Annotated in this window: 21 protein-coding genes; 17 read left to right on the plus strand and 4 right to left on the minus strand. The window is 64.6% G+C overall.

The features are described from left to right. Position 1 precedes the first annotated feature (1 nt). The 3 genes from CH275_RS30120 to CH275_RS19800 all read left to right on the plus strand — a co-directional run bounded on the left by CH275_RS30120 (position 2) and on the right by CH275_RS19800 (position 3,038). Entirely contained in the window at positions 2 to 799 is a 798-nt protein-coding gene (locus CH275_RS30120; protein WP_256991125.1) for a hypothetical protein, read from the plus strand. Then, a complete protein-coding gene (locus CH275_RS30125) occupies positions 766 to 1,329 on the plus strand; it encodes a hypothetical protein (RefSeq protein ID WP_256991126.1) in 564 nt (187 codons plus the stop codon). The genes CH275_RS30120 and CH275_RS30125 overlap by 34 nt, the downstream gene beginning before the upstream one ends. A 62-nt stretch (positions 1,330 to 1,391) precedes the next feature. Then, entirely contained in the window at positions 1,392 to 3,038 is a 1,647-nt protein-coding gene (locus CH275_RS19800; protein WP_094679983.1) for a purine-cytosine permease family protein, read from the plus strand. Positions 3,039 to 3,102: 64 nt separating this feature from the next. Here CH275_RS19800 and CH275_RS19805 read toward each other — a convergent pair whose 3' ends face one another. The 4 genes from CH275_RS19805 to htpG all read right to left on the minus strand — a co-directional run bounded on the left by CH275_RS19805 (position 3,103) and on the right by htpG (position 8,359). Beyond that, positions 3,103 to 3,690, minus strand: coding sequence for a response regulator (locus tag CH275_RS19805; protein WP_094680286.1), 588 nt, complete (start codon positions 3,688 to 3,690; stop codon positions 3,103 to 3,105). 29 nt (positions 3,691 to 3,719) lie between these two features. Then, on the minus strand, positions 3,720 to 4,874 hold the full coding sequence (locus tag CH275_RS19810) for a sensor histidine kinase (protein ID WP_094679984.1): 1,155 nt from the start codon (positions 4,872 to 4,874) through the stop codon (positions 3,720 to 3,722). A 9-nt stretch (positions 4,875 to 4,883) separates the two neighbouring features. Then, positions 4,884 to 6,326, minus strand: coding sequence for a carotenoid oxygenase family protein (locus CH275_RS19815; protein ID WP_094679985.1), 1,443 nt, complete (start codon positions 6,324 to 6,326; stop codon positions 4,884 to 4,886). Between the two features lie 107 nt (positions 6,327 to 6,433). Then, positions 6,434 to 8,359 carry a molecular chaperone HtpG gene (gene htpG, locus CH275_RS19820; RefSeq protein WP_094679986.1) on the minus strand — a complete coding sequence of 642 codons (1,926 nt, stop codon included), beginning with the start codon at positions 8,357 to 8,359 and terminating at the stop codon, positions 6,434 to 6,436. Positions 8,360 to 8,453: 94 nt separating this feature from the next. On the opposite strand from htpG, the gene CH275_RS19825 reads away from it, so the two are divergent. From CH275_RS19825 to CH275_RS19890, 14 genes are all read left to right on the plus strand, one after another. Then, a complete protein-coding gene (locus CH275_RS19825) occupies positions 8,454 to 9,569 on the plus strand; it encodes an MBL fold metallo-hydrolase (protein WP_094680287.1) in 1,116 nt (371 codons plus the stop codon). Between the two features lie 23 nt (positions 9,570 to 9,592). Beyond that, entirely contained in the window at positions 9,593 to 11,992 is a 2,400-nt protein-coding gene (locus tag CH275_RS19830) for an HAD-IC family P-type ATPase (protein WP_094679987.1), read from the plus strand. Between the two features lie 73 nt (positions 11,993 to 12,065). Then, a complete protein-coding gene (locus CH275_RS19835) occupies positions 12,066 to 12,254 on the plus strand; it encodes an antitoxin (RefSeq protein ID WP_032395803.1) in 189 nt (62 codons plus the stop codon). Between the two features lie 68 nt (positions 12,255 to 12,322). Continuing rightward, on the plus strand, positions 12,323 to 13,951 hold the full coding sequence (locus CH275_RS19840; RefSeq protein ID WP_094679988.1) for a Na+/H+ antiporter: 1,629 nt from the start codon (positions 12,323 to 12,325) through the stop codon (positions 13,949 to 13,951). A gap of 29 nt (positions 13,952 to 13,980) precedes the next feature. Continuing rightward, positions 13,981 to 15,168, plus strand: a complete 1,188-nt coding sequence (locus CH275_RS19845) for an alpha/beta hydrolase family protein (RefSeq protein ID WP_094679989.1) — start codon at positions 13,981 to 13,983, stop codon at positions 15,166 to 15,168. Further along, positions 15,165 to 16,337: a sensor histidine kinase gene (locus CH275_RS19850; RefSeq protein ID WP_094680288.1), complete on the plus strand. Its 1,173-nt coding sequence runs from the start codon at positions 15,165 to 15,167 to the stop codon at positions 16,335 to 16,337. Before CH275_RS19845 ends, CH275_RS19850 begins: the two co-directional genes overlap by 4 nt. After that, on the plus strand, positions 16,334 to 17,137 hold the full coding sequence (locus CH275_RS19855; RefSeq protein ID WP_094679990.1) for a LytR/AlgR family response regulator transcription factor: 804 nt from the start codon (positions 16,334 to 16,336) through the stop codon (positions 17,135 to 17,137). The genes CH275_RS19850 and CH275_RS19855 overlap by 4 nt, the downstream gene beginning before the upstream one ends. 67 nt (positions 17,138 to 17,204) lie before the next feature. Further along, on the plus strand, positions 17,205 to 17,510 hold the full coding sequence (locus CH275_RS19860; RefSeq protein ID WP_373453730.1) for a hypothetical protein: 306 nt from the start codon (positions 17,205 to 17,207) through the stop codon (positions 17,508 to 17,510). Positions 17,511 to 17,516: 6 nt separating this feature from the next. Next, positions 17,517 to 19,259, plus strand: a complete 1,743-nt coding sequence (locus CH275_RS19865; RefSeq protein ID WP_094679992.1) for a sodium/solute symporter — start codon at positions 17,517 to 17,519, stop codon at positions 19,257 to 19,259. Between the two features lie 198 nt (positions 19,260 to 19,457). After that, a complete protein-coding gene (locus CH275_RS19870; RefSeq protein ID WP_094680289.1) occupies positions 19,458 to 19,757 on the plus strand; it encodes a DUF485 domain-containing protein in 300 nt (99 codons plus the stop codon). Next, positions 19,754 to 21,388: a solute symporter family protein gene (locus CH275_RS19875; protein ID WP_094679993.1), complete on the plus strand. Its 1,635-nt coding sequence runs from the start codon at positions 19,754 to 19,756 to the stop codon at positions 21,386 to 21,388. The genes CH275_RS19870 and CH275_RS19875 overlap by 4 nt, the downstream gene beginning before the upstream one ends. An 81-nt stretch (positions 21,389 to 21,469) precedes the next feature. Further along, positions 21,470 to 21,901, plus strand: a complete 432-nt coding sequence (locus CH275_RS19880; protein ID WP_037191822.1) for a type II toxin-antitoxin system Rv0910 family toxin — start codon at positions 21,470 to 21,472, stop codon at positions 21,899 to 21,901. A gap of 72 nt (positions 21,902 to 21,973) precedes the next feature. Then, complete coding sequence (locus tag CH275_RS19885; RefSeq protein ID WP_179276239.1) at positions 21,974 to 23,605, plus strand: substrate-binding and VWA domain-containing protein; 1,632 nt, start codon at positions 21,974 to 21,976, stop codon at positions 23,603 to 23,605. 148 nt (positions 23,606 to 23,753) lie between these two features. Then, positions 23,754 to 25,361: a substrate-binding and VWA domain-containing protein gene (locus tag CH275_RS19890; RefSeq protein WP_256991127.1), complete on the plus strand. Its 1,608-nt coding sequence runs from the start codon at positions 23,754 to 23,756 to the stop codon at positions 25,359 to 25,361. Position 25,362 lies beyond the last annotated feature (1 nt).

Here is a 25,362-nt window from a genome sequence, read left to right on the forward strand (position 1 = left end):
AATGATCGCGAGCTCGGCAGTGCAGACCGGTCTGGACATCGCGGTGCTGCGATCGGCCGTACTGATGGTGCCGCTGATCTCGGTCGCGGTGCTGTGGATCGCCGGTCTGTGGGGACTCGGAGCGGATGTGCGGGTGCGCGGCGGCGCCGTGCTGGCGTTGCTGTGGAGCGCGGTGAGTCTGCTGCCGGTCAATGCGCTCGCTGTGCGACTGGACTGGTGGAGCTTCGGGACTCGTGGCCTGGAGTGGTCCGACGTACCGGTCGACGTGGTGCTCGGGTGGGCACTGCTGTGGGGAGCCGTACCGATCCTGTTGTCTCGCTGGGTGAATCCGCTGCCGATCGTCGCGGTTCTGGTCGCGGCCGACGTTCTGGTGATGGGTAGTCTCGAGCCCCTGGTGGTCCTGACGCCGTCCTGGTGGTGGGGCGAGGTGCTCGCTGTTCTCGTATGTCTGCTTCCGGCAACGGTTCTCGGCATGTTGACGGCGTCTCGGCGCGCGCTGCGGGTTCGGGTGCTGCTGCAGATGATGCTGTTCGCGGCGTTGCTGCTCTTCGTGATTCCCTCCGTCGCGTTCGAGGCGACCGGAAAATCGTGGGCAGGCGTGCTCACCGGGATCGGGGGTCCGATGGATTCGGTGACGATCCAGCTGATCGCATTGCTCGGCATCTTCGCCCTGCGCGCCGTGTGGGATTTCGCGTCATCGGTGGCGGTACTCCGTTTCCGTGGGATCCACCCGGCAGGCTCGTCGTCTCGGGTCCCTATGCGTACGTGGCGAATCCGATGCAGCTGTGCGCCGTGCTGATTTTGGCATCGGCGGCTCTGCTGACCGGCGAACTCGTTCTGCTCCTGGCCGCGCTGACGGGCGTCGCCTTCAGCAGCGGAATCGCGGCGTGGAACGAAAAGGGCCATCTGGACGACCGATTCGGACCAGCGTGGCGCGAGTATCGATCGACCGTGCGTGACTGGATCCCACGATGGCACGCGAGTGCGGATCGAGCGTCGGGCACGCTGTACGCGTCGGTCACCTGCGATCCGTGCAGCGCCGTCGGGCCGTGGTTCGCGCGAAGGACGTCGGCTGGACTCGTCGTCGCGGCCGCGGAGAATCACCCGAGCGAGTTGCGCCGCATTCGATACGAGAGTGCCGACGGACGCGTCGTCGCGCAGGGCACTCGCGCGATCGGGTGTGCGCTCGAGCATCTGACTCTCGGCTGGGCCGTGCTGGGTTGGGTGATGAGGGCCCCGGTACTGGCGAGTGTGATTGCCCTGGTGACCGACGCGTGCGGCGGCGCTCCTCGGTCGATTCCGGGCCGCATGTCCGAATCGCCCGACTGAGTAACAGTAGCTACATCCACGCAAGACACCCCGGCAACGTGGCGGTTCTACGTTGTTGACCCATGACCGCCGTACAGCCTGCGCCGACAGACACCGCGCTGAAAGAGACGCTAGAGGACTACACGCTGCGCTTTGCGCCGCGTAGCTACCGTAAATGGGGAACCGGTGTTGTCGCGACGTCCGCACTCGGCGGAATCGCGTACCTCGCGGACTTCGCCATCGGTGCCAACATCGGAATCTCGTACGGAACCGGCAACGCACTCTGGGGCATCCTGGTGTTCGCCGTCGTGATCTTCCTGACCGGGCTCCCACTCGCCTACTATGCCGCCCGCTACAATATCGACCTCGATTTGATCACTCGTGGAAGCGGATTCGGCTACTACGGATCGGTGGTCACCAACGTCATCTTTGCGACGTTCACGTTCATCTTCTTCGCGCTCGAAGGTTCGATCATGGCGCAGGGTCTCGAACTGGGTCTCGGAATTCCTTTGCCCATCGGGTACGCGGTATCCACGATCATGGTGATCCCGCTGGTCATCTACGGCATGAAAGCCCTTGCCAAACTTCAGGTCTGGACCACTCCGCTGTGGTTGGTCCTGATGGTGCTGCCGTTCGTCTACCTGGTGATCAGCAATCCCGATTCGGTCGGTGAGTTCTTCGCCTACGGCGGTCAGGACGGAGCCGACGGCAAGGGCGTCAACATCGGATCGGTGATGCTCGCAGCCGGCGTCTGTCTCTCGCTCATCGCGCAGATCGCCGAGCAGATCGACTACTTGCGTTTCATGCCGCCCAAGACTCCCGAGAACTCCCGACGCTGGTGGACGGCAGTGCTTCTCGCGGGACCGGGCTGGGTCATCTTCGGTGCACTCAAGCAGGTCGTCGGTCTGTTCCTCGCCGTCTACTTGATTGCGAACGTCGTCGACGGATCCACCATCGCCAACGAGCCGGTGCACCAGTTCCTGGAGATCTACGAGAACTTCATGCCGGGCTGGCTCGCCATGACGCTCGCGGTGATCCTGGTGGTGATCAGCCAGATCAAGATCAACGTCACCAACGCGTACTCCGGGTCGTTGGCGTGGACCAACTCGTACACCCGCCTCACCAAGACGTACCCGGGCCGCATGGTCTTCGTGCTCTTCAATCTTGCGATCGCGCTGATCCTGATGGAAGCCAACATGTTCAGCTTCCTCAACAACATCCTCGGCTTCTACGCCAACTGCGGCATCGCGTGGATCGCCGTGGTGGCCTCGGACATCGTCTTCAACAAGTACATCCTGAAGCTCTCACCCAAGGTGCCCGAGTTCCGACGCGGCATGCTCTACAACATCAACCCGGTGGGCTTCGGATCCATGGCGGCGTCGGCGATCCTGTCGATTCTGGTCTTCTTCGGGGCATTCGGATCCGCGATCAAACCGTATTCGCCCATCGTGGCTCTTGTTCTTGCACTGGTACTTCCGCCGATCCTGGCGGTGGCAACCAAGGGTAAGTACTACCTGCGACGGACCGACGACGGTATCGATCTGCCGATGTTCGACGAGCACGGCAACCCGTCCGACGCGCTCGTGCTGTGCCACGTCAGCGGAATGGAATTCGAGCGACCCGACATGATCGCGTCCAACGTGCCGGGGCCGAACGGAGAAAAGCAGTACATCAGTTCACTGTCGCTGAGCACCGACAAGACGGGAGAGCACATCCTGCCCCCGCAGTGACCCACCCCCCTCGTGCGCGTTTTGCGTATCCAGAGGTACGCAAAACGCGCACGAGGGCGAAGCCCTACAGAACTCCGAGCCGCACTGCTGTGATCACCGCAGCAGTACGGTCCGAAACCTCGAGTTTGGTGAAGATCCGGAGCAGGTGTGTTTTGACGGTCGACTCTCCGATGTACAGGGCCTGCCCGATCTCCGAGTTGGACAGGCCCGCGGCAACGCGACCCAGCACTTCGATCTCGCGCACTGTCAGGGCTGTCGTTCGGCGGTCGACGCGCCGTGCGAGCACCGTGCCGCCGCCGGCGGTGGACCTGATTGCGGCCGCCAATTCCGATGCGGTGCAGTCCTTCAACAAATATCCCGAGGCGCCGGCCGCCACCGCCCGCACGATGTCGGCGTCGGTGTCGTAGGTCGTCACGATGACCACATTCGTCGCAACGACGGCAAGTATCTCGCGTGTGGCGGACACCCCGTCCAGGTCGGGGAGCCTCAGGTCCATCAGCACGACATGCGGTCGCAGCGATTGTGCAAGTTCGACGGACTCGGCTCCCGAACCGGTCTCGCCCACTACGTCGAGGTCCGAGAATGGCTCCAACATTCCGCGGATGCCGGTGCGTACCACCGGATGATCGTCGACCAGCAGTACCCGTAGCACCGCACCGGTAGGTCTCGCAGCGGTGGGTGTCACAGCGGAATCTCGATGTGGACCGTTGCTCCACCGACATGGGCGGTGGGCAGCGTCAAGGTGCCGCCGACGTCGCCGACGCGGGCGCGCATGCCGTGTAGCCCGTGCCCCTCTTGATGGTCCTTGAACCCAATTCCATTGTCCGACAATGTCATTCGTATCGAGTGATCGAGATACTCGAGAAGAATCGACACAGCAGTTGCGCCCGAGTGGCGTCGGACGTTGTGGAGGGATTCTTGTGCGCAGCGAAGCAGGACGACATCGACGGCAATATCGGTACTTCTCGGATGTCGCCCCACGGCGCCGAAATTGGCCTGGATACCAGTTGTGGCGGAAAAGCTGTCGGTCAGCTGGTGCAGCACGTCGCGCAAAGGGTTCACCGCCAAAGATGGCGGGGTCGATTCCACGACCATGGTGCGGGCCTCGTCGAGGTTCTCCCGCGCGGTCCCTTCGATCAGGTCCAGGTGATGCTGGAGGTGCGGGGCAGCCGATGCCAGATGTGGTTCGAGCGCCTGAGCGACGGTGACGATGCTGATGAAGCCTTGCGCGAGGGTGTCATGGATGTCGCGAGCAAGGCGTTCACGCTCGGTCGCGACGCCCGCCGCGTGAGAGAGCAGGGCTGCCTCTGCTCGGCTTTCGGCGAGCTCGACCACGAGGCGGTCCAGATTTTCCGTGCGCCGTGCAGCCGTTACCACCACCCATCCGACAACCGGTCCCACGGTAGACGCGATCAGTGCCACCGCGACAGCCAACGGTAAGTCGCCAGCTTCGATTCTTCCGGTCGCCGCCAACGTGCCGAACCCGACGATGTCGATGGCGATCGAGGACACCACCGCCCATCGCAGGGGGAGCGACATGAAGAGCAGTGGAAAGACAGCAGGAAAGACTGCGGTGGCGGCGGGTGCCGCAACTATTGCTCCGGTCGCGAACGCGATGACACCGCACGCGAATAGTGTTGACTCTCTGCGATAGAGAGGCGATTTCATTGTAGAAAGTCCAATGGCCAACACCCACAGGGCGAGTGCGCTCAGCGATGCGAGAGCTACCGAAGTATTTCCGGGAAGTGTCGAATCGAGAAGAAGCACGACTGCAATTGCAACAACGACACCGATGACGGAAAACCAGATCCACTGCGCACGTGGTCCCGTCGCCATGAGCACACCTTAACCGGACGACGGCTCGAAATTGCCGTGAAATCCGTGCGGGATCCGTACCGGTAGGTGGATCGTTGCGACGAAATCCAACGTCGCGGCGTCGAGAAGCATCAAATCTGTGCGGTCGGTGCTCGCGTCGTACACCGGTCCCATGACGATGGCGTCGTCCTCGGGGCCGTCGGGTGTCCGCGGAACGTGGACGAACTCGCCGGGCTCGGTACCGGCACCGAACTCTCGCGTCACGACCGATCCCGTGTGCATATCGTGTTTCAACAGAGCCGTGGGTACCTGCCCGCGATCGGCCGACTGGGTCGACGCGATCGTGTACCCGTACCGGTGACGACGGCCCTGCGCTCGCTCATCGATGCGAGGGAAGTCCTGTGAGCGGTCGTCGAGTCGCTCCGATCGAACTGTGCTGGTGCGGAAGTCGACGGTCCATCGATCGAGAGTCGGCGATGTGGGCAGAGGGTCGGAGTCGCCATCGAAAGCGCGCGGGTGGCGAGCCAGTTCCATGACGACTCCGTTCTCGCAGTCGTACGCATTGAGGGTGTGGTAGACGAAGCACGGTTCGACGTCGAATCGACGAATACCCCGTCCGTTGCGCTCGATGACCACCACCTGCGCGTTGTGCCCGTCGTTCCATCGATACGGCACACCGATGTCGGGTTGCGCCAGACCCGACCCCAGCATGAGGGCGCGAGAGACGGCGTCGGGTAGAGCGTGCCGCGACGCGACCCCCGTGAACATCGACGCCACCCTCTGCCCGAACCGAGAATGAGCCAAAGCGGACAGGTCGAGCACCACGGGTAGGTCGTACAGGACGATGTACTTCTCGGTAAGGGAGAAGTCGTGCATCATCGTGTTGGCTGGCATCGGAATCGTGCGAGAGGTACGTACCCGTCCGTCGATACCGGTCACCGTGTACCGAATCGCGTTGCCCCACATGGGGTTGTAGGACACGGCGTGAAGTTCGCCCGTCAATGGATCTTTCTTGGGATGGCCGGTGTATCCGCCGCGCAGCGTTCCGTCGAAGTCCGATGGAGCCACAGTGTCGAGGTCATGAGCGAGTTCATAGGGCCGTGTTCCCATTTCGGCGACCGCAAGAGTCCGCCCGGCATGTTCGAGGATGTTGGTGTTGGACGCGAAATCCATTCCGCTCAGTCGTGGTCCGCGTCGGGGACGTTCACGGAGCGATCGACTGACCGCGGCCGAGCGCACCCAGCGGTTGCGGTACCAGTGCGCGCGGCCGTCGGCAATACGAATTCCGTGCACCATCCCGGCCCCGGTGAACCACTGATAGCGAGCGTGATTCGGTTCGATGGGGTTGGGCCCGATGCGAAGGTAGCGACCATCGACGAAGTCGGGAATCTGCCCGGTGACGGGGAGGTCGGTGGCGGTCACCTCGGTTGTGACCGGGGCATAGTTTCCTTCGAGGAAGCGAGTGGAGTGCATGTATCGATACTCGACACTTGCGGACGGTTTCGCGTCCACCGACCGGTGGACCCTCGTGCGCGTTTTGCGTAGTCAGGAGTACGCAAAACGCGCACGAGGGCGAAGCCCTACACCGTGCGGGTCAACCTCTCGGCCAGCAGACGCGAGAACTTGGCCGGATCCTTCAGATCAGTACCCTCTGCGAGAAGTGCCGTCGCGTAGAGCAATTCGGCGGTCTCGGCGAGATGCGGATCGTCGCTGCGATCCTCGCGGGCCTTCTTCAGTCCCGTCACCAGATCGTGGGTCGGGTTGAGTTCGAGAATGCGCTTGGAGGTCGGCACGAACTGTCCCGACGCCTTGTACATCTTCTCGAGCTGCGGGGAGAAGCTGAACTCGTCGCCGACGACGCAGGCCGGTGATGTCGTCAGCCGCGTCGACAGGCGCACCTCCTTGACGTCCTCACCGAGGGTCTCGGTCAGCCACGTGAGCAGGTCCGCGAACTCCTTGTCCTGCTCTTCGCGCTTGGCCTCGGACTCCTTCTTCTCCTCTTCGGTGTCGAGGTCCACCTCGCCCTTGGCGATGGACTGGAACGACTTTCCGTCGAATTCGGTGACGTTGCCGACCCACACCTCGTCGACCGAATCGGTGAGCAGCAGCACCTCGAGCCCGCGAGCCTTGAAGGCCTCCATGTGCGGCGAGCTCTCGATCTGCTGACGCGATTCGCCCGTCATGTAGTAGATCTGCTGCTGGCCGTCCTTCATCCGGTCCACGTACTCGGCGAGGGTGGTCACGCCCTCCTCGGAGTTCGTAGAGGCGAACGACGAAATGCCCAGCAGGGTTTCGCGGTTGTCACTGTCGGAGATCAGGCCCTCCTTGAGGACCGTGCCGAACTGCGACCACAGTGTCTTGTACTTGTCGGGCTGCTCGCTCTGCAGTTCCTTGACCGTCGAGAGCACCTTCTTGGTGAGGCGTCGACGGATCGCGCGGATCTGTCGGTCCTGCTGCAGGATCTCACGAGAGACGTTGAGCGAGAGGTCCGCTGCGTCGACGACGCCCTTGACGAACCGCAGGTACTCGGGCAGCAGCTCTTGCGAGTCGTCCATGATGAACACGCGCTTGACGTACAGGTGCACGCCCGCCTTGCTCTCGCGCATGAAGAGGTCGAACGGCGCCTGCGACGGAATGAACAGCAGCGCTTGGTATTCGAATGTGCCCTCCGCCTTGAACGGAATGACCTCGAGCGGCTCGTCCCAGGCGTGGCTGACGTGCTTGTAGAACTCCTTGTACTCCTCCTCGGACACCTCGTCCTTGGAGCGGGTCCACAGTGCCTTCTGCGAGTTGATCGTTTCCGTCTCGATCGTGACCGTGTCCTCGCCGCCCTCTTCTTCGCTCTTGACGCGCTTCTCGACGTCGATGCGAATGGGCCAGGCGATGAAGTCGGAGTACTTCTTGACCAGTTCCTTGATCTTGCGCTCGGACGCATAGTCGTGGAGGTGATCCTCCTCGTCGGCGGGCTTGAGAGCCAGCGTCACCGAGGAGCCCTGCGGGGCGTCGTCGACATCGGTGATCTCGTAGGTGCCCTCGCCGGTGGACTCCCACTTGGTGGCGGTGCTCTCGCCTGCCTTGCGGGTGAGCAGCGTGACCTTCTCGGCCACCATGAACGTGGAGTAGAAGCCGATGCCGAACTGGCCGATCAGCTCCTCGGAGGCCGCTGCGTCCTTGGCTTCCTTGAGCTTCTTGCGGACCTCGGCGGTGCCGGACTTGGCCAGCGTGCCGATCAGGTCGATGACCTCGGCGCGCGACATGCCGATGCCGTTGTCGCGGATGGTGAGGGTACGGGCCGCGGAGTCGATGTCGATCTCGATGTGCAGATCCGAGACGTCGACGTCCAGGTCCTTGTTGCGGTACGACTCCAGGCGCAGCTTGTCCAGCGCGTCCGAGGAGTTGGAGATCAGTTCACGGAGAAAGCTGTCCTTGTTGGAGTAGATGGAGTGCACCATCAGATCCAGGAGCTGACGCGTCTCCGCCTGGAATTCGAGCTGTTCGGTACTCAATGTCTCCCCTTCTAGCAGCAAAACCGACGCGAATATTCTACGGCAAGGTTACGGGTGAGCTGCGGAGACGTCGGCGCCGCCTACTGTGGTGGCCGTGACGAAGACGAAGTTCGTACTGGGAGCAACGGCAGCACTGAGCGGGGCATGGTTGGCGCGTGCGCTGTGGGGTCTGCCGTCGGCCATCGGTGCCAGGCGCGCACACATCACCCCCTACGCCGCCGGATCGCCGCGATACCGCGATCGCCGGTTCCACAACTCCGACCCCAGTTCCAGCTACGTACCGGGCCGCGGCGACAAGGGCGAGAAGAACATGTTCGTCTCACTCGTCACCGAACGCGGCAAGGGCAGGCCACAGCGCCCGATTCCGCTGGCCCCGCCGATCGCTCCCGTGGATGCGGGTGAGCTTGCGGTCACCTGGTACGGCCACTCGAGCGTGCTCATCGAGGTCGACGGCTATCGCGTTCTCGCCGATCCGGTATGGAGCAATCGCGTGTCCCCGTCCTCGGTGGTGGGGCCCGCGCGGCTGCATCCGACACCGGTGGCCCTGACCGACCTGCCGCAGGTCGACGCCATAGTGATCTCCCACGATCACTACGACCACCTCGACAAGACGACGGTGCAGAAGCTGGCGAGCACGCAGTCCGCACCGTTCGTCGTGCCGTTGGGTATCGGCGCTCACCTGCGCAAGTGGCGGGTGCCCGAGGCGCGCATCATCGAGCTGGATTGGGATGAGCAGACGAACCTCGGTGGCCTGACCGTCACGTGCACAGAGGCTCGGCACTTCTCCGGCCGCGGTCTGACCCGGGACTCGACGCAGTGGGCGTCCTGGGCCTTCGCCGGTCCGGTTCGACGCGTCTTCTTCGGCGGCGACACCGGCTACACACCGAAGTTCGCCGAGATCGGCAGCAACTACGGCCCCTTCGATCTGACCCTTCTGCCCGTCGGGGCCTACGACGTGCGGTGGCCGGACATTCACATGAACCCCGAGGAAGCGGTCACGGCGCACGTCGATCTGACGGCGTCGGGCATCTTCGTGCCGATTCATTGGGCGACGTTCAATCTGGCTTTCCACCCGTGGTCCGAGCCGATCGTGCGGCTGCACGCCGCCGCACAGGACGTCGGAGTGCAGGTGGCGGTGCCGATGCCGGGGCAACGAATAGACGGCACGCGAACGGTGCACGACGATCGTTGGTGGTCTCGGCTGGGCTGAGCGATCGCTACTAAGCTGCACGCATGTCTATCGACGCCGATGCGCAGCGGGATACCGGGCTGACCGAGGCGGAAGTTGCCAGGCTGAAGGCCGAGGGAAAGTCGAACGACGTTCCGGCCCGGGCTTCTCGGTCGGTTCGCGACATCGTCCGCGGCAATGTGTTCACCCGCATCAACGCCATTCTCGGTGTGTTGTTGATCATCGTGCTCTCGACGGGTTCGGTGATCGACGGCATGTTCGGGCTGTTGATCGTCGCGAACAGTGGCATCGGCATCGTGCAGGAGATTCGCGCCAAGCGCACCCTGGATCGGTTGGCGATCGTCGGGCAGAACAAGCCCCAGGTGCGACGCGACGGCGTCTCGAAGCAGATCCCGCCCGACGAGGTGGTACTCGGTGAAATCGTCGAACTGGGCCCCGGTGACCAGATAGTCGTAGACGGCGAGGTGATCGAGACCGCGAGCCTCGAGATCGACGAGTCGTTGCTCACCGGTGAAGCCGACACGGTGCACAAACTCGAGGCAGCGCAGGTGCTTTCGGGAAGTTTCGTCGTCTCGGGTAGCGGCGCGTATCGCGCGACGAAAGTCGGTCGCGACGCCTACGCTGCCAAGCTCGCGGAGGAAGCAAGCAAGTTCACCCTGGTCAAGTCCGAATTGCGCAGCGGCATCGACAAGATCCTCAAATTCATCACGTACCTGATGATTCCGGCCGGTGCGCTGATCATCTACAACCAATTGTTCTCCAGCGGTCAGGCTTTGCGGCCCGCCCTCAACGGCATGGTCGCCGCGCTCGTCCCGATGGTCCCCGAGGGCCTGGTGCTGATGACGTCGATCGCCTTCGCGGTGGGCGTCATCAGGCTCGGCCAACGACAATGCCTGGTGCAGGAACTGCCCGCGATCGAAGGACTCGCCCGCGTCGACGTGGTGTGCGCCGACAAGACCGGCACGCTCACCGAGAACGGTATGCGGCTGTCCGAGTTGGTGCTGATCGACGAGGACGATTCCGATTCCGCCACAGCGGCTCTGGCGTCGCTGGCGCACGACGATCCGCGGCCCAATGCCAGTGTGCAGGCCGTGGGCGAAGCGTATCCCGACGCACCGGGGTGGACGCAGACGGCCGTGGCCCCGTTCTCCTCGGCGAAGAAGTGGAGCGGACTGTCCTACGGCGAGCACGGAAACTGGCTCCTCGGTGCGCCGGACGTATTGCTCGACACCTCCTCCGACATCGCCCGTCGTGCCGAGGACGCCGGTTCCCACGGCCTGCGGGTGTTGCTGCTCGCCAGCTCCGACGCTGCCGTCGACGACGCGAATGCGCCCGGCGTCGTCACCCCGCGAGCGCTGGTGATTCTCGAGCAGAAGGTACGCGAGGACGCCCGAGAGACGTTGGACTACTTCGCAAGTCAGCACGTACAGGTGAAAGTGATCTCCGGCGACAATGCCGTCTCCGTCGGTGCGGTCGCCGGATCGCTCGGCCTACCCGGCGGCGACGCCCCGATCGACGCGCGAGAGCTGCCCGAGGACTCCGAGAAGCTGGCCGACACCCTGGCGCACTCCACCACCTTCGGCCGCGTCCGGCCCGATCAGAAGCGAGCGATGGTGGGCGCGTTGCAATCTCGCGGCCACACGGTCGCGATGACCGGCGACGGCGTCAACGATGTGCTCGCGCTCAAGGACGCCGACATCGGCGTCTCGATGGGTTCGGGAAGTGCAGCCACCCGAGCCGTCGCGCAGATCGTGTTGTTGGACAACAAGTTCGCCACGCTGCCGTACGTCGTGGGGGAGGGGCGACGCGTCATCGGCAACATCGAACGTGTCTCCAATCTGTTCCTCACCAAGACGGTGTACTCGGTACTGCTGGCGTTCCTCATCGGGCTCTCGGGCGTGCTCTCGCAGATCTTCCACTTCGAGCCGATTCCGTATCCCTTCCTCCCGCGGCACGTGACGATCGCTGCCTGGTTCACCATCGGCATCCCGGCCTTCGTGCTCTCGCTCGCGCCCAACAACGAGCGGGCGCGCAGTGGATTCGTCTCGCGGGTGATGCGGCTGGCCGTCCCGTCCGGATTGATAGTCGGCTCGTGCACGTTCGTCTCCTACCTACTGGTCTATGCCGGCCCGAACGCGACCGAGACCCAGGTGACGCAGGCCAGTACCACCGCGCTGATCACCCTGATCATGATCGCGCTGTGGGTGTTGGCCGTCGTCGCGCGGCCCTACAACTGGTGGAAGATCGTGCTGCTCGGCGGGTCGGTCGGTGGCTACCTGCTGCTGTTCGCGATCCCGTTCTGTCGCACCTTCTTCAAACTCGATCCGTCCAATGTGGGAGCCACCACCAGTGCTCTGATCATCGGCGGTATCGGAATCGCGCTCGTCGAGGTTGCCCATCGATTCGGATCGGCGCTGCGCAATCGAAAAGCGTTACGCAATTGAACAGCACTACGCAACAGGCAGTACAAAACGTAAGCTGCCAGGTGTTCGATCACTCTAGCGACAGGAGAGAGTCATGGGCTTCGCAGACAATCTGAAGGGCATCGTCGACAAGGGCAAGGACCTTGCGGCCGAGAACTCCGACAAGATCGACGACGTCGTGGAGAAGGCGGGGGACTTCATCGACAACAAGACCGGCGGCAAGTACTCCGATCAGATCGACAAGGTCCAGGAAGCAGCCAAGAAGGCGATTCCGGACAAGTAGGACCCGTTCACGACTCGTCACGGCCGTCGGTCGCACCATAGAGTGCGGCTGGCGGCACAATCGTCGGTGTGGACGGACCGATTCTTCTTCTCGTAGTCATATTCGCGATCGCGGTCGCCGGTTTCGCCGAGCGCCTGGACCTCCAGGTGCCCCTCGTGCTCGTCACCGTCGGATCCATCGCGTCGTTCGTTCCCGGAGTGCCGCATGTCAGTCTCTCGCCGCAGCTGATCCTCGGCGTGGTGCTTCCGCCGCTGCTCTACTCCGCTGCGTTGGATTTCTCGTTCGTCACCTTTCGGCGAAACCTCGGCCAGATCCTCCGGCTCGGACTGGTCATGGTGATCGTGACGACGATTGCCGTCGGCTGGTTCGCGAATCTGCTGGTCCCGGAACTGACGCTCGGCGCAGCCCTGGTCCTCGGCGCTGTCGTGGCCCCACCCGATGCGGTGTCCGCGGTCGCCGTCGGACGCAAGCTCGGCTTGCCCGCGAGGATGATGGCAATCCTCACCGGGGAGAGCCTGGTGAACGACGCGGCCGCGCTGACCCTGTTCACCCTGGCCGTCGCGTCGGTGACGGGCAGTCGGATCGAATTGGGTTCACCGATACTGTTCTTCGTCTACGAGATCGTCGGCGGTGTTCTGGTCGGATTGGTCCTGGCTCGCATCGTGCGATTCGTGCGCAATCGCATCGCCGATTCTGCGCTGGAAACCGTGCTGGGGCTGGTGTTGCCGTTCACCGCGTATCTGGCGGCCGAGGAAATTCACGCGTCCGGCGTTCTCGCCGTCGTCACCGCAGGCTTCGTGCTCGGACGCGTCACCGCCGACGTCTCGGTCTCCACGCGGGTCCAGGAACGGCAGGTGTGGCCGACTCTGGACCTTCTGCTCGAAGCATTCGTGTTCGCCTACATGGGTCTACAGCTGAAGTTCGTCATTCAGGAAGTCCAGCGCGAGGGGCTGCCGGTCCATCACGTGTTCGCGTACGCGGTGCTGGTGCTCGTGGTGGTCATGGTGGTCCGCCCAGCGTGGATCTTCGCTAACTCCGGGCGAAACATTGTGCTCCGCAGGCTGTTCAGGCGACCAGCGCCCAGCGAGGCCGGACTGACGTGGCAGCAGAACATGGTGCTCTCGTGGGCGGGAATGCGCGGGGTGGTGACGCTCGCGGCGGCCGCCGGTGTGCCGTTGACCACGGTGCTGGGTGACGAATTCCCCGGCCGCGCAGTGATTCAGGCGGTCGCGTTCGTCGTTGCGGTCGGGACGTTGCTGTTGCAGGGTCTGACGCTTCCGCTGCTCATCCGTCGACTCGACGTCGCAGATCCACTCGAGCAGCAGCGCAACGACAATCAGCGTCTGCTCTCGCAGGCCATTGCCCGCACGGCTGCCGAGGACTATCTTCAGCGAGCGGCGAAGGAGGGCATCGCCGGGGTGGACCGGGAGCGAGTGACCGAAGTGATCGAGCGTGTTCGCCGCTCGGTTCGTGCTCGATTGGATGCCGACGAGACCGAGGATCGCGAGAAGCGAATTGCCGCGGCAGGAGCGTTGTTCGATTCGTTGCGACACAACGTCCTGGTCGCGCAGCGGGCGGCACTCATCGCGGCCCGCGACTCGGGGGAGTTGGAGGACGAGGCATTGCGGGCAGTGTTGAATGGCTTGGACGTGGAAGAAATTGCGGCGGAGGCTCGCATCGAACGCCGCGCGACGTAGACGACGAACAATGTAGGAGCGCAGAGACAGTGAGGTCGACCGGCTCGGTGGTCGCCGCGGTACTGGTGCTCGCCCTTGCCGCGTGCGGTACTCCCGCAGTCGATCCTGTCGACCACGGCTCCACAAGCACCGAGGCCTCGGCACCCGAAGGCTCGGAACGTGGCGCGATCGTGTCGTCGATGCTGCTCGGCCAGGTCGATATCGGTGTCGCCTACCTCGGGGGGACGGCCACCAAGATCGTCTACCGCACCACCGACGGGGTCACCGGGGGCGGTACGGAAGCGTCGGGAACGGTGTTCGTGCCCAAGGGTTCTGCGCCTCCCGGGGGTTGGCCCATCGTCTCGGTCGGGCACGGCACAACCGGTGTCACCGACGAGTGCGCACCCTCGCTCTACCCGAACCTGTTGGGCAGTATCGGATTGGTGACGCCTTTCCTCGAGCGCGGCACCGTGGTGGTGGTGACCGACTATCAGGGGCTCGGAACGCCGGGAGATCCCGCCTACCTCGACCGGGACGCCGCAGCCTACGACGTCATCGACGCCGTGCGTGCTGCCCGCAACGTGGTTCCGGACGTCGGCACCAGGTGGGGTGCGGTGGGCACTTCGCAAGGTGGGCAAGCAGTCTGGGCCGCTGCAGAGCACGATGCCGATTACGGCGACGGACTGCAATTGGTCGGTGTAGCAGCGCTGTCGCCCACCGCAGATCTGACTCGATTCTTCGCACCCGAGACCGAGCAGACCGTGCCGCGTCAACTACTGGTTCCGTATCTCTACGAGGGTCTGCGCGCTGTGGATCCCAGTGCCGACCGCGCCGACTACATCCGCGGCACGTTCGCGGACAACGTGACTGCACTGACGGCGTGCAGCGATCTGCTCGGTTTCTCCAAGGCCGACGCCGGTGCCGTACTCGATCCGGCCGACGCCCTCCCGGCCACCGAGGAGGCAGCGAATCGGATGACGGACTGGCTCGAATCGGTGGCGCTGCCCACGTCCCGCACCGAGGTTCCGCTGTTCGTGCTGGTCGGTGAGCGTGACGATCTGATCGATCCGCAGTGGACGCGTGCTGCCGTTGCGAGAGCGTGCGCGCTGGGTGACGACGTCGAGTTTCGCTCCGAACCGCAGCAGGGCCATGCAGAGTTGGCGGCCAATGCGATCGGCGTGGACTGGCTCGTCGAACGTTTCCTGAACACGCCTTCCTCGAGCACGTGCGTCCGATGACCGCGGCCCTGGCCTGGATGGCGGTGATCGTGGCGCTGATCGTCACGGTGATCGCGCTGATCAGCCTGCGAGGTCGACGTGATCTGACCACGCCTGCCGAGCGGGCCGTGCACTCCACACTGCACACCGCGTCCCTGGCGGCAAAGCCACTGCGCGACGGACTCGATGCCAGGTCGGCGGCCGTCGCTGCGCCGCATCTGCGGGTACTGACCGGTGCCGACGCGCTGGGCATCAGCGATCCCGACGGTACGCTGCTGGCCTGGGACGGTCCTTGGGACGAGTTGACGCCTGCGTTCGTCGAAGCCGCGAAGCGAGCCGTGGAGGGGCAACGACGGGTCCTGGTGCGCCTGCCGCTCGGTTCGATCCACCCGGTCAAGGCGCTGGTGGTGCAGCCGCTGGTCGTCGACGATTCGCCGGTGGTCGGGGTGTTGGGCGCGGCAATGGTCGCCGAGCCGGGACCGGGCATGATCGGTGCGATCGCCGAAGTCGCTCGCTACGCGTGCGGACAGATCGAACTCGCCGAACTCGATGCATCGAGGGCGCGGTTGGACCGAGCCGAGGTACGGGCGCTGCGAGCACAGATCAGTCCGCACTTCATCTACAACGCACTCGGCACGATCGCGTCGTTCGTCCGCACCGATCCCGATCGGGCCCGAGAACTGGTACTCGAGTTCGCCGACTTCACTCGATACTCGTTTCGCAATGCGGGCGAGTTCACGGTGCTCGCGGACGAACTCCGCAACATCGATCGGTACCTGACGCTCGAGCGTGCCCGGTTCGGCGATTCTCTGCAGGTCTCGTTGCAGGTCGCCCCCGAGGTCCTCGGCGTCGCGCTGCCGTTCCTCGCACTGCAGCCGCTCGTCGAGAACGCCGTCCGTCACGGGTTGTCCGGTAAGGCCGACGGTGGCCGCGTGACGATCATCGCCGCCGACGAGGGCACCGACGCGGTGATCAGCATCGAGGACGACGGCGTGGGAATGGATCCCGAGGTGCTGCGCTCGGGCAGCCTGCACAGAGAGGACGCGACCCATGTCGGTTTGGCGAACGTGGACGATCGGCTGCGGGCGGCCTTCGGGAACGATTACGGTCTCGTAGTGGACACCGCACCGGGCGCAGGCACCAAGGTGAGCATGCGCGTGCCGAAATTCAGGCCGGGTGTACGGGCATGACGCAGGCCGCAGGCCCCAAGGCCGGGCGTGGACTGGTCGTCCTCGCAGTGGACGACGAGAGGCCCGCTCTCGACGAACTCGCCTTCCTGCTGCGCCAGCAGGAGTCCGTCGCCGAGGTCCACACCGCGCAGGACGCGACCACCGCGCTACGGCAGCTCAAGCAAACGACCGGACAGTCCGTCGTGGACGCCGTGTTCCTCGACATCAACATGCCCGGACTCGACGGCCTCGAGTTGGCCGGCATCCTGTCGGCGTTCGCGCGGCCACCCGCCGTCGTGTTCGTCACGGCACACGACGATCGGGCCCTCGCCGCCTACGATCTCGGCGCCGTCGACTACCTGCTCAAGCCGTTGCGTGAGGATCGGTTGACCGAGGCCGTTCGTCGTGTCCTGCTCGCTCGTCGTCGACCGGCGCAGTCCGCGGACACCTCCGCCGACGAGGTCATCCCCGTCGAACTCGGTGGAACCACCACGTTGGTGCACCGGTCGTCGGTCGCCTGGGTCGAGGCCGACGGTGATTACGCGAGACTGCACACCGCCACCGGCTCTCACCTCGTGCGGATACCGATGTCCGCCCTCGAAAGTCGTTGGGCCGATGCGGGATTCCTACGGGTGCACCGCTCCTACCTGGTCTCGCTGCGGCTGGTGACGGGAATCCGCAGTGTCGGCTCGGGCCTGGTGGTGTGTTTGCGGGCGAGCGGAGACCTGGCCGCCTGCGAACTGCCGGTCAGCCGCAGGCACGCCAGGGAGCTCAAGGACAGATTGGTCCGCGGGCCGCTGCAATCGTGGTCGTCTCGATGATCGGGCCTACGCGGTGAGTCAGCCACACCGGCAACGCGTGGTGCTCTCGCAACGTCGCGGCGCACGGATGGTGCACACCCGCGTCGAGGTGCAGGAGCAAACCGAGGTCGGTGACGCCCTCGTGCGCAGCCTCGTCCGAGCGCAGCTGCTGCTCTCGGTGCGGCTCGCCATGATGACGCTGTCGATACTGTTCGCAATTCCTTTGCTGGGCATGCTGCTTGCACGTTTCACCGACGTGACGCTGTTCGGTATCGGGTTCCCGTGGCTGGTGCTGGGGGTGGCGATCTATCCGTTGCTGTTCGGGGTCGGCTGGGCGTACGTGCGCCGAGCCGAGCGCAACGAGGCCGAGTTCGTCGGCCTGGTCGAGGACTAGGCGTCGGTGAACGGGTCCATTCCCATCGCGACGGTGATCGCGCTGCTCTTCGCGGCCGTGGCCACCGTCGGTATCGGCATCTATGGAGTTCGGCTGGCGCGCACCACCTCGGACTTTCTGGTGGCATCACGCTCCGTCGGTCCGCGGTGGAACGCCGCCGCAATCAGCGGTGAATATCTCTCTGCTGCATCGTTTCTCGGTGTCGCCGGGCTGATCGCGAAATACGGTGCCGATGCCCTGTGGTATCCCGTCGGCTTCACCGCGGGCTACCTGGGCCTGCTGCTGTTCGTCGCTGCGCCGCTGCGCCGGAGCGGCGCGTACACGGTGCCCGATTTCGTCGAGTTCAGGCTCGGCGCACCGTGGTTGCGCACCCTGGCGATGCTGGTGGTGGTGGTCATCTGCGCGCTCTATCTGGTGCCCCAATTCCAGGGTGCAGGCCTGACTCTGAACATTCTGCTGGGGGTGCCGGGGTGGGTCGGTGCCCTGGCGGTCGGGCTGATCGTCATTGCGAACGTCGTCGGCGGCGGGATGCGCTCCATCACGTTCGTGCAGGCGTTCCAGTACTGGCTCAAACTGACCGCAATTGCCATCCCCGCGTTGGTCCTCGCCGTGCACTTCTTCGCCGACGACCGAAGCGTCGGCAGCCCGGCCCCACCGACCGTGACCGAACAGACCGTCGTCGACATCACCACCGATGTTCTCGTGCAGGTGGATTCGCCGATCGTCGCGTCCGTGACCGGGACCCTCGACGACGAGACCGTCGACGGGCGGGTTGCTCTGGAGGCGGGCGAACACCGGCTCGGCTCGGGAACGTTGCTGACACTGGACGCCGGGTCGCCCGTCCCGGTGGTCGCGGGGGCACCGACGACCGACCGGACCTGGGCGATGCCGGGCGGGGGACTGGGTGGACAGCACCCGCTGTACCAGGTGTATTCGCTGATCCTGGCCACGTTCCTCGGAACACTGGGACTGCCGCACGTGCTGGTGCGGTTCTACACCAACCCGGACGGTAGAGCCGCGAGACTGACCTCGCTGACCGTATTGGCACTGCTCGGGATGTTCTACCTGTTCCCGACGGTCCTCGGCGTCTTCGCTCGGTTGTACGTACCGCAACTGCTGATCACCGGTGCGTCGGACGCCGCAGTGCTCCTGTTACCCGGCTCCGTGCTGTCCGGGATGCCGGGGCAGCTGCTGGCCGCACTGGTGGCCGCCGGTGCCATCGCCGCGTTCCTGTCGACCTCCTCAGGTCTGCTGGTCAGCATCGCAGGCGTGCTCAGTACCGACGTCCTTTCGGGCAAGGTACGAGACTTCCGCGTCGCCGCTGTTCTCGCCGGCGCGGTACCGCTGGCTCTGTCGATCGGCGTTGTCTCACTCGACCTCTCGCGCACCGTCGGGCTCGTGTTCGCGGTTGCCGCCTCGACTCTGTGCCCGCTGCTGGTGCTGGGCATCTGGTGGCGCGGACTCACCGCGGCCGGAGCGGCAACCGGACTGCTCCTCGGCGGCGGCATCTCACTGGTGGCCGCGTCGATCTCCGTCGTCACCCCCATCTCGGACGGCGTCCTCGGCGGTTGGGCGGCCGCGATCCTCGGCTACCCCGCCGCCGTCAGCGTCCCCGTCGCGTTCGCCTCGATGATCGCCGTCAGCCTCGCCACCCGAAAAACGGTGCCGTCGGACATCTCCCGCATCTTCGCGCGACTGCATCTCCCAGAAGGCCTGGATATGGGCAAAGACCGCGAGCGCGAATTGTAGCGAGAGGCCGTTCGTCGGGTCTGCGCTACCGCTCGTCGCACACTCCCGCAGTCCATCGTGTGATCGACGCCACCTCCTGATTTTGTGACCTGACTCTCATTACTGTTCCGAGTCAGCTACAGCTCACATCTACTTCAGGAGTCCAAGGTGACCGCATCGGAAACCAATTCGCCACCGGACGCGCAAGCGTTCGTCGACATGCAGGCCAGTCCAGAGTTCCAGGAACTCCGGCGTCGCCTGCGTAGCTTCGTGTTCCCGATGGCCGGGTTCTTCCTGGTCTGGTACATCCTCTACGTGCTGCTGAGCACCTACGCGGTCGACTTCATGTCGACCAAGGTGTGGGGGAACATCAACGTCGGTCTGCTGCTCGGACTCGGCCAGTTCGTCACCACGTTCGCCATCACCGGCATCTACGTGAAGTTCGCCAACCGTGAACTCGATCCTCGTGCCGCAGCCCTGCGCGCCGAGATGGAAGCCTCCCAGGGAGCCAAGTCGTGACCTTCTTAGCCCAGGCCGCCGACACCACCGTCGGTGAACCACTCGTCAACATCGCCATCTTCGGCGCGTTCGTCATCATCACGATGGCCGTCGTCATCCGAGCATCGAAGAAGAACGCGACCTCCGCTGAATTCTTCACCGCGGGCGGCGGATTCTCCGGACCGCAGAACGGCGTCGCCATCGCCGGCGACTACCTTTCGGCGGCAAGCTTTCTCGGTATCGCCGGCGCCATCGCCGTCTACGGCTACGACGGCTTCCTGTACTCCATCGGCTTCCTCGTCGCCTGGCTCGTCGCGCTGTTGCTCGTCGCCGAATTGCTCAGGAACACCGGCAAATTCACCATGGCCGACGTGCTGAGCTTCCGACTCAAGCAGGGACCGGTTCGTACTGCAGCCGCACTGTCGACGTTGACCGTCTCACTGTTCTACCTGCTCGCACAGATGGCAGGTGCAGGCGGACTCGTCGCACTGCTGCTCGACATCTCCGATCGCACCGGGCAGTCCATCGTCATCGCCATCGTCGGTGTGCTGATGATCGCGTACGTGCTCATCGGCGGCATGAAGGGCACCACCTGGGTGCAGATCATCAAGGCTGTTCTGCTCATCGCCGGTGCGGCGTTCATGACCGTTCTCGTGCTCGCCAAGTTCGGCCTCAACTTCTCCGAGCTGCTCGGCAGCGCGCAGACCATGGTGGCCGGATCGGCGAGCGATCCCGTTGCCGCGCGCGACGTCATCGCGCCCGGCGCTCAGTACGGCGGCAGTGCCACCTCGAAGATCAACTTCCTCTCGCTCGGCATCGCACTCGTCCTCGGCACCGCGGGTCTGCCGCACGTGCTGATGCGCTTCTACACGGTGCCCACCGCCAAGGAAGCTCGTCGCAGCGTCGTATGGGCCATCGCGCTCATCGGTGCGTTCTACCTGTTCACCCTGGTGCTCGGCTACGGTGCTGCAGCGATCGTCGGACCCGACCGCATCCTGGCCTCGGCCGGCGGTCAGAACTCCGCAGCGCCGCTGTTGGCGTTCGAGCTCGGCGGCGTGATTCTGCTCGGTGTCATCTCGGCGGTCGCCTTCGCGACCATCCTCGCCGTGGTCGCCGGCCTGACGATCACCGCGTCGGCGTCGTTCGCTCACGACATCTACGCGAGCGTCATAAAGAAGGGCAAGGTGGACGACAAGAAGCAGGTCAAGGTCTCGCGCATCACGGCCGTCGTCATCGGCCTGCTGGCCATCGGCCTCGGCATCCTCGCCAACGGGCAGAACATCGCCTTCCTGGTGGCACTCGCGTTCGCGGTCGCTGCGGCCGCGAACCTGCCGACCATCCTGTACTCGCTGTTCTGGCGTCGCTTCACCACCACCGGCGCACTGTTCAGCATGTACGGGGGCCTGATCTCGACGATCGTGCTGATCATCTTCTCCCCGGCCGTCTCCGGATCGCCGACGTCGATGGTTCCCGGCTCGGACTTCGCGTGGTTCCCGCTCTCCAACCCGGGCATCGTGTCGATTCCGTTGGCATTCATCCTCGGCATCGTCGGAACGCTGATCTCGAAGGACACCGAGAACACCGACAAGCAGGCCGAAATGGAGGTTCGCTCACTCACCGGAATCGGTGCGGAGAAGGCCAGCGCCCACTGATCGATCGCAGCACCACCGAAAATGCCCGTGTGAGCAAGGCCTCACACGGGCATTTTTCGTTCAGCGGTTACCATCCCTGCTGTGGCCAAGCTGAAGGTTTCCCTCGACGTCCCACTGACCCCCGAGCAGACGTGGGCGCACGCGTCCGATCTGTCCGGTTACGAGCAGTGGCTCTCCATCCACGAGGCGTGGCGAGGGGAGCTGCCCGAGCAGCTGGCCGTCGGCACCACTCTGGACTCCATTGCCAGCGTGAAGGGCATGCGCAACCGGGTGTCCTGGAAGATCGAGTCCTACGATCCGCCCAAGAAGCTCGAGCTCAAGGGCAACGGTAAGGGCGGCGTCAAGATCGGCCTGAACATGTCCGTGAAATCGAAGGGCGACGGTTCCGAGATCACCATCGACATCAACCTGGGCGGTGCACCGCTGTTCGGTCCGATCGGTTCCGGCGTGGCCCGTGCACTCAAGGGCGACATCGAGAACTCGTTGAAGACGTTCGTCAAGATCTACGCCTGACGTAGTATCTGGCGAACCGAACGGCGGGGCGGACGATCTTCTCCCTCTCGCTCGCTACGGAGAGGTCATGTCATGCCCGGTAGACACAGTGCTTCGTCGTCCACGACGAAGAGCAGGGGAGTGGTGAAGTACGGCGTCGTTGCCGTTGCACTCCTCGTCGTTGTCGCAGGTGGCGTGGTCGTCGCCCAGAAGGCATTCGGTTCCGAATGCGGCAACCCCGAGTCCTACTCGCTGGCCGCGGATCCGGCGATCGCGCCGGTATTGCAGCAGATCGTGGACAACACCTCCGCCGAGGACCTGGGTTGCGCCGGCATCGAGGTCACCGCCACCGAATCGGGCGAGGTCTCGGCCGCGGTGGCCAAGGGCGACGACGTCCCCTCGCTCTGGATTCCCGATTCGTCGCTGTGGATCGGCAAGACCGTGCGGTCCACCGCGTCGTTGATCGACCTCGCGAGTCAGTCGGTGGCCAGTACCCCGGCTGTGCTCGCTGCCCGCAAGGACGAGGTGCCGTTCTTCGACACCTGGCTCACTGCCCTGAAGCTCGAAGGCCTGAGGATCGGTAATCCGTTGACCAACACCACGTCCGACGCCGCAATCCTGGGTGCGGTGGCCGAGGCAGGTTCGGACGAGAAGGCCCTCGACTCGATTTCGACGGCACTGGTGCCCATTGCCCAGGCTCAGGCCGCCACCCGTGGTGAAGCCGATCCGACGGTACGTCTGGACGACCTGGTCGCCGACGGCGGCGTCGCGGTGGTCTCCGAGCAGACCTACCTGGCGTACCAGCAGGAGAAGAACGTCGAGCTGGGCGCGACGGTGCCGCCGACGGGCAGCATCTTCCTCAACTTTCCGCTGGCGGTGACCGAGCCCGCAGGCGATCGGCAGGAGACCGCGAAGTCCGTCGGTACGGCCCTGGCCGCAGCCATCGAATCCGAGCGAGGACAGCAGGTGTTGTCCGAGGCCGAATTCCGTGCAGCGGACAATGCACCCCTCGATTCCGATCGTGGGATCGGCGAGGTCACGCCGCTGACGATCGCCGATCAGCAGGCCGCCGAATCGACGCTGCGGCAGTACCAGGTGCTGGCTCTTCCCTCGCGGACGCTGGTGATGGAGGACGTGTCCGGATCGATGAACTACAGCGCTGGGGCGAACTCTCGCATCGCGTTGACGGTGCAGGCCAGTGAGACCGGAAACCGACTGTTCCCGGACAACGCGTCGATGGGCCTGTGGGCGTTCTCGATCGGACTCGGCGGCGGCACGGAGGATTACCGCGAGCTGGCACCGATCCGGCGAATGGACGAGCAGGTCGGCAACACCACTCAGCGTGAGGTGCTGCTGCAGCAGATCCGGGGCCTGCCGTCGCTGGTCGGGGGCGGGACGGGGTTGTACGACACCGCATTGGCCGCGTTCCGTACCGTGCAGCAGGGCTACGACCCCGATGCCGTCAACAGCGTCATCATCCTCACCGATGGCACCAACGAGGACCCCGGCAGCATCTCACTCGACGAGCTGCTGTCGACTCTGCGTGCCGAGCAGGACCCGTCCAGGCCGGTCGTCATCGTCACCATCGGGATCACCGACGACGCTGATGCCGGTGTGCTGCAGCAAATTTCCGCTGCCACCGGCGGTACGAGCTTCGTCGCGCGAAATCCGGCCGAAATCCCGAATGTCTTCGTCAATGCGCTGAGGAGCCGTTCCGGTCGGTGACGGGAGCGGCTATGCTGTGCGCCGCGTGCTCTCCGTCACCTGGGGCAGCGCGGGGCAGTCTCGGAACACGGGTGTCGGGGGTAGTACTAGGGGGTCGAAGTCGATGTCAGGACGTCACAGCGGCAGCAGTCGCAGGTTCAGTCCTGCCGTGACCTGGGGCGCAGCTGCGCTCGCGGTAGTCGTGGTCGCGGCGGGCGGCTGGTTCGGAGTCCAGGCCGTCCGCGCGTCCGGTGCCGAGAGCTGCGATTCGCTCGACACGGTGTCGCTTGCCGTGGACACTTCGATTGCCGAGCCGGTGCAGCAGATCGTCGCCCAAGCGGGCGAGTTCGAGCGCGGGTGCGTGAACTTCGAGGTGCGCCCCGAACGTCCCACCGACACCGCGACCGAAATCGCGGGCACCGAAAATCGTCCGGACCTGTGGATCCCCGATTCGACGCTGTGGCTGCTCAAGACCCTCCGCTCCACCGGCGCGCTCCCCGAGCTGGCCAAGACCTCGGTGGCGAACACCCTGCCGGTGCTGGTCTCGAAATCCGATGCCGTGCCGGTCACCGACACCTGGCTCAGCGTGCTTCAGCTTCCCGGCCAACGCATCGGCGATCCGCTGACCAGCAGTGCCTCGAATGCCGCGATCCTCGGTGCGCTGGCCGAATCCGAGGTGGCGATCTCCGACGCCAAGGCCGTGTCGGCGGCTCTTGTACCCATGGCTCAGGATTTCGGACGGATCGCGGACACTCCGCACGACACCCCTGATCTGGTGGCCGAGGTGGCCGCAGACGGTGGCACCAGCGTGGCGACGGAGCAGGCACTGCTGGCGTACCAGGCAGACAATCCGGGATCGGGTCTGACCGAGTCGGTTCCGCCGACCGGAAGCTATTTCCTCAACTACCCGCTGGCGGTTACGGCGCCGGCCGGCCCCGAGTACGACCGGGTGAAAAAGGCCGGAGCGGCGTTGGCCTCGGTTCTCGCCACCGCGTCTGCCACCGACACCTTGGTCGCGGCCGGCTTCCGAACCTCGAGCGGAACTCCGCTACCCGACGGCAAGGGCGTCGGATCCGTGGCGTCGCTCGAAATCAAGAACCCGCTGTCCATCGAGACGACGCTACGAGATTGGGCCGTCCTCGCGCTGCCGCTCCGCACCCTCGTGGTCGAGGACGTCTCGGGTTCGATGGCTGCGAAGTCGGGTGACTCGACCCGCATCGCGTTGACCGTCGATGCATCGGTCGGTGCCAACGATCTGTTCAGCGACCAGACCCAGATGGGTCTGTGGGCGTTTTCCATCGGACTCGGTGGTGGAAAACAGGACTATCGAGAACTGGTACCGCTCGGCCCGGTGAGCAACACGTTCGACGGCAAGCCGCAGCGCCAGGCGATCCTCGACGCCATTCGTGGCCTACCCCGGCTCGTCGGTGGCGGGACCGGGCTGTACGACACCACTTTGGCCGCGTTCCGGCGGGTCAAGGAGGGCTACGACCCCAACTACGTCAACAGCGTCATCATCCTGACCGACGGTGCCAACGAAGACGATGGCAGCATCACCCTGGATCAGCTACTGGCAGCGTTGCAGAAGGAGCAAGATCCGGTGCGGCCCATCGTCATCGTGACCGTCGGCGTCACCAGTGATGCAGATCCGGTTGCGCTGCAGCAGATTTCAGCAGTCACCGGCGGGACGAGCTACGTGGCCGAGGATCCGCGCGACATTCCCGATGTGTTCGTCAAGGCACTGAACTCACGTACCGAGCGCTTGGCAGGCGAGTAGC

Origin of the sequence: Rhodococcus sp. 06-235-1A (genome assembly GCF_002258785.1) — a bacterium.
Lineage (GTDB): Bacteria > Actinomycetota > Actinomycetes > Mycobacteriales > Mycobacteriaceae > Rhodococcoides.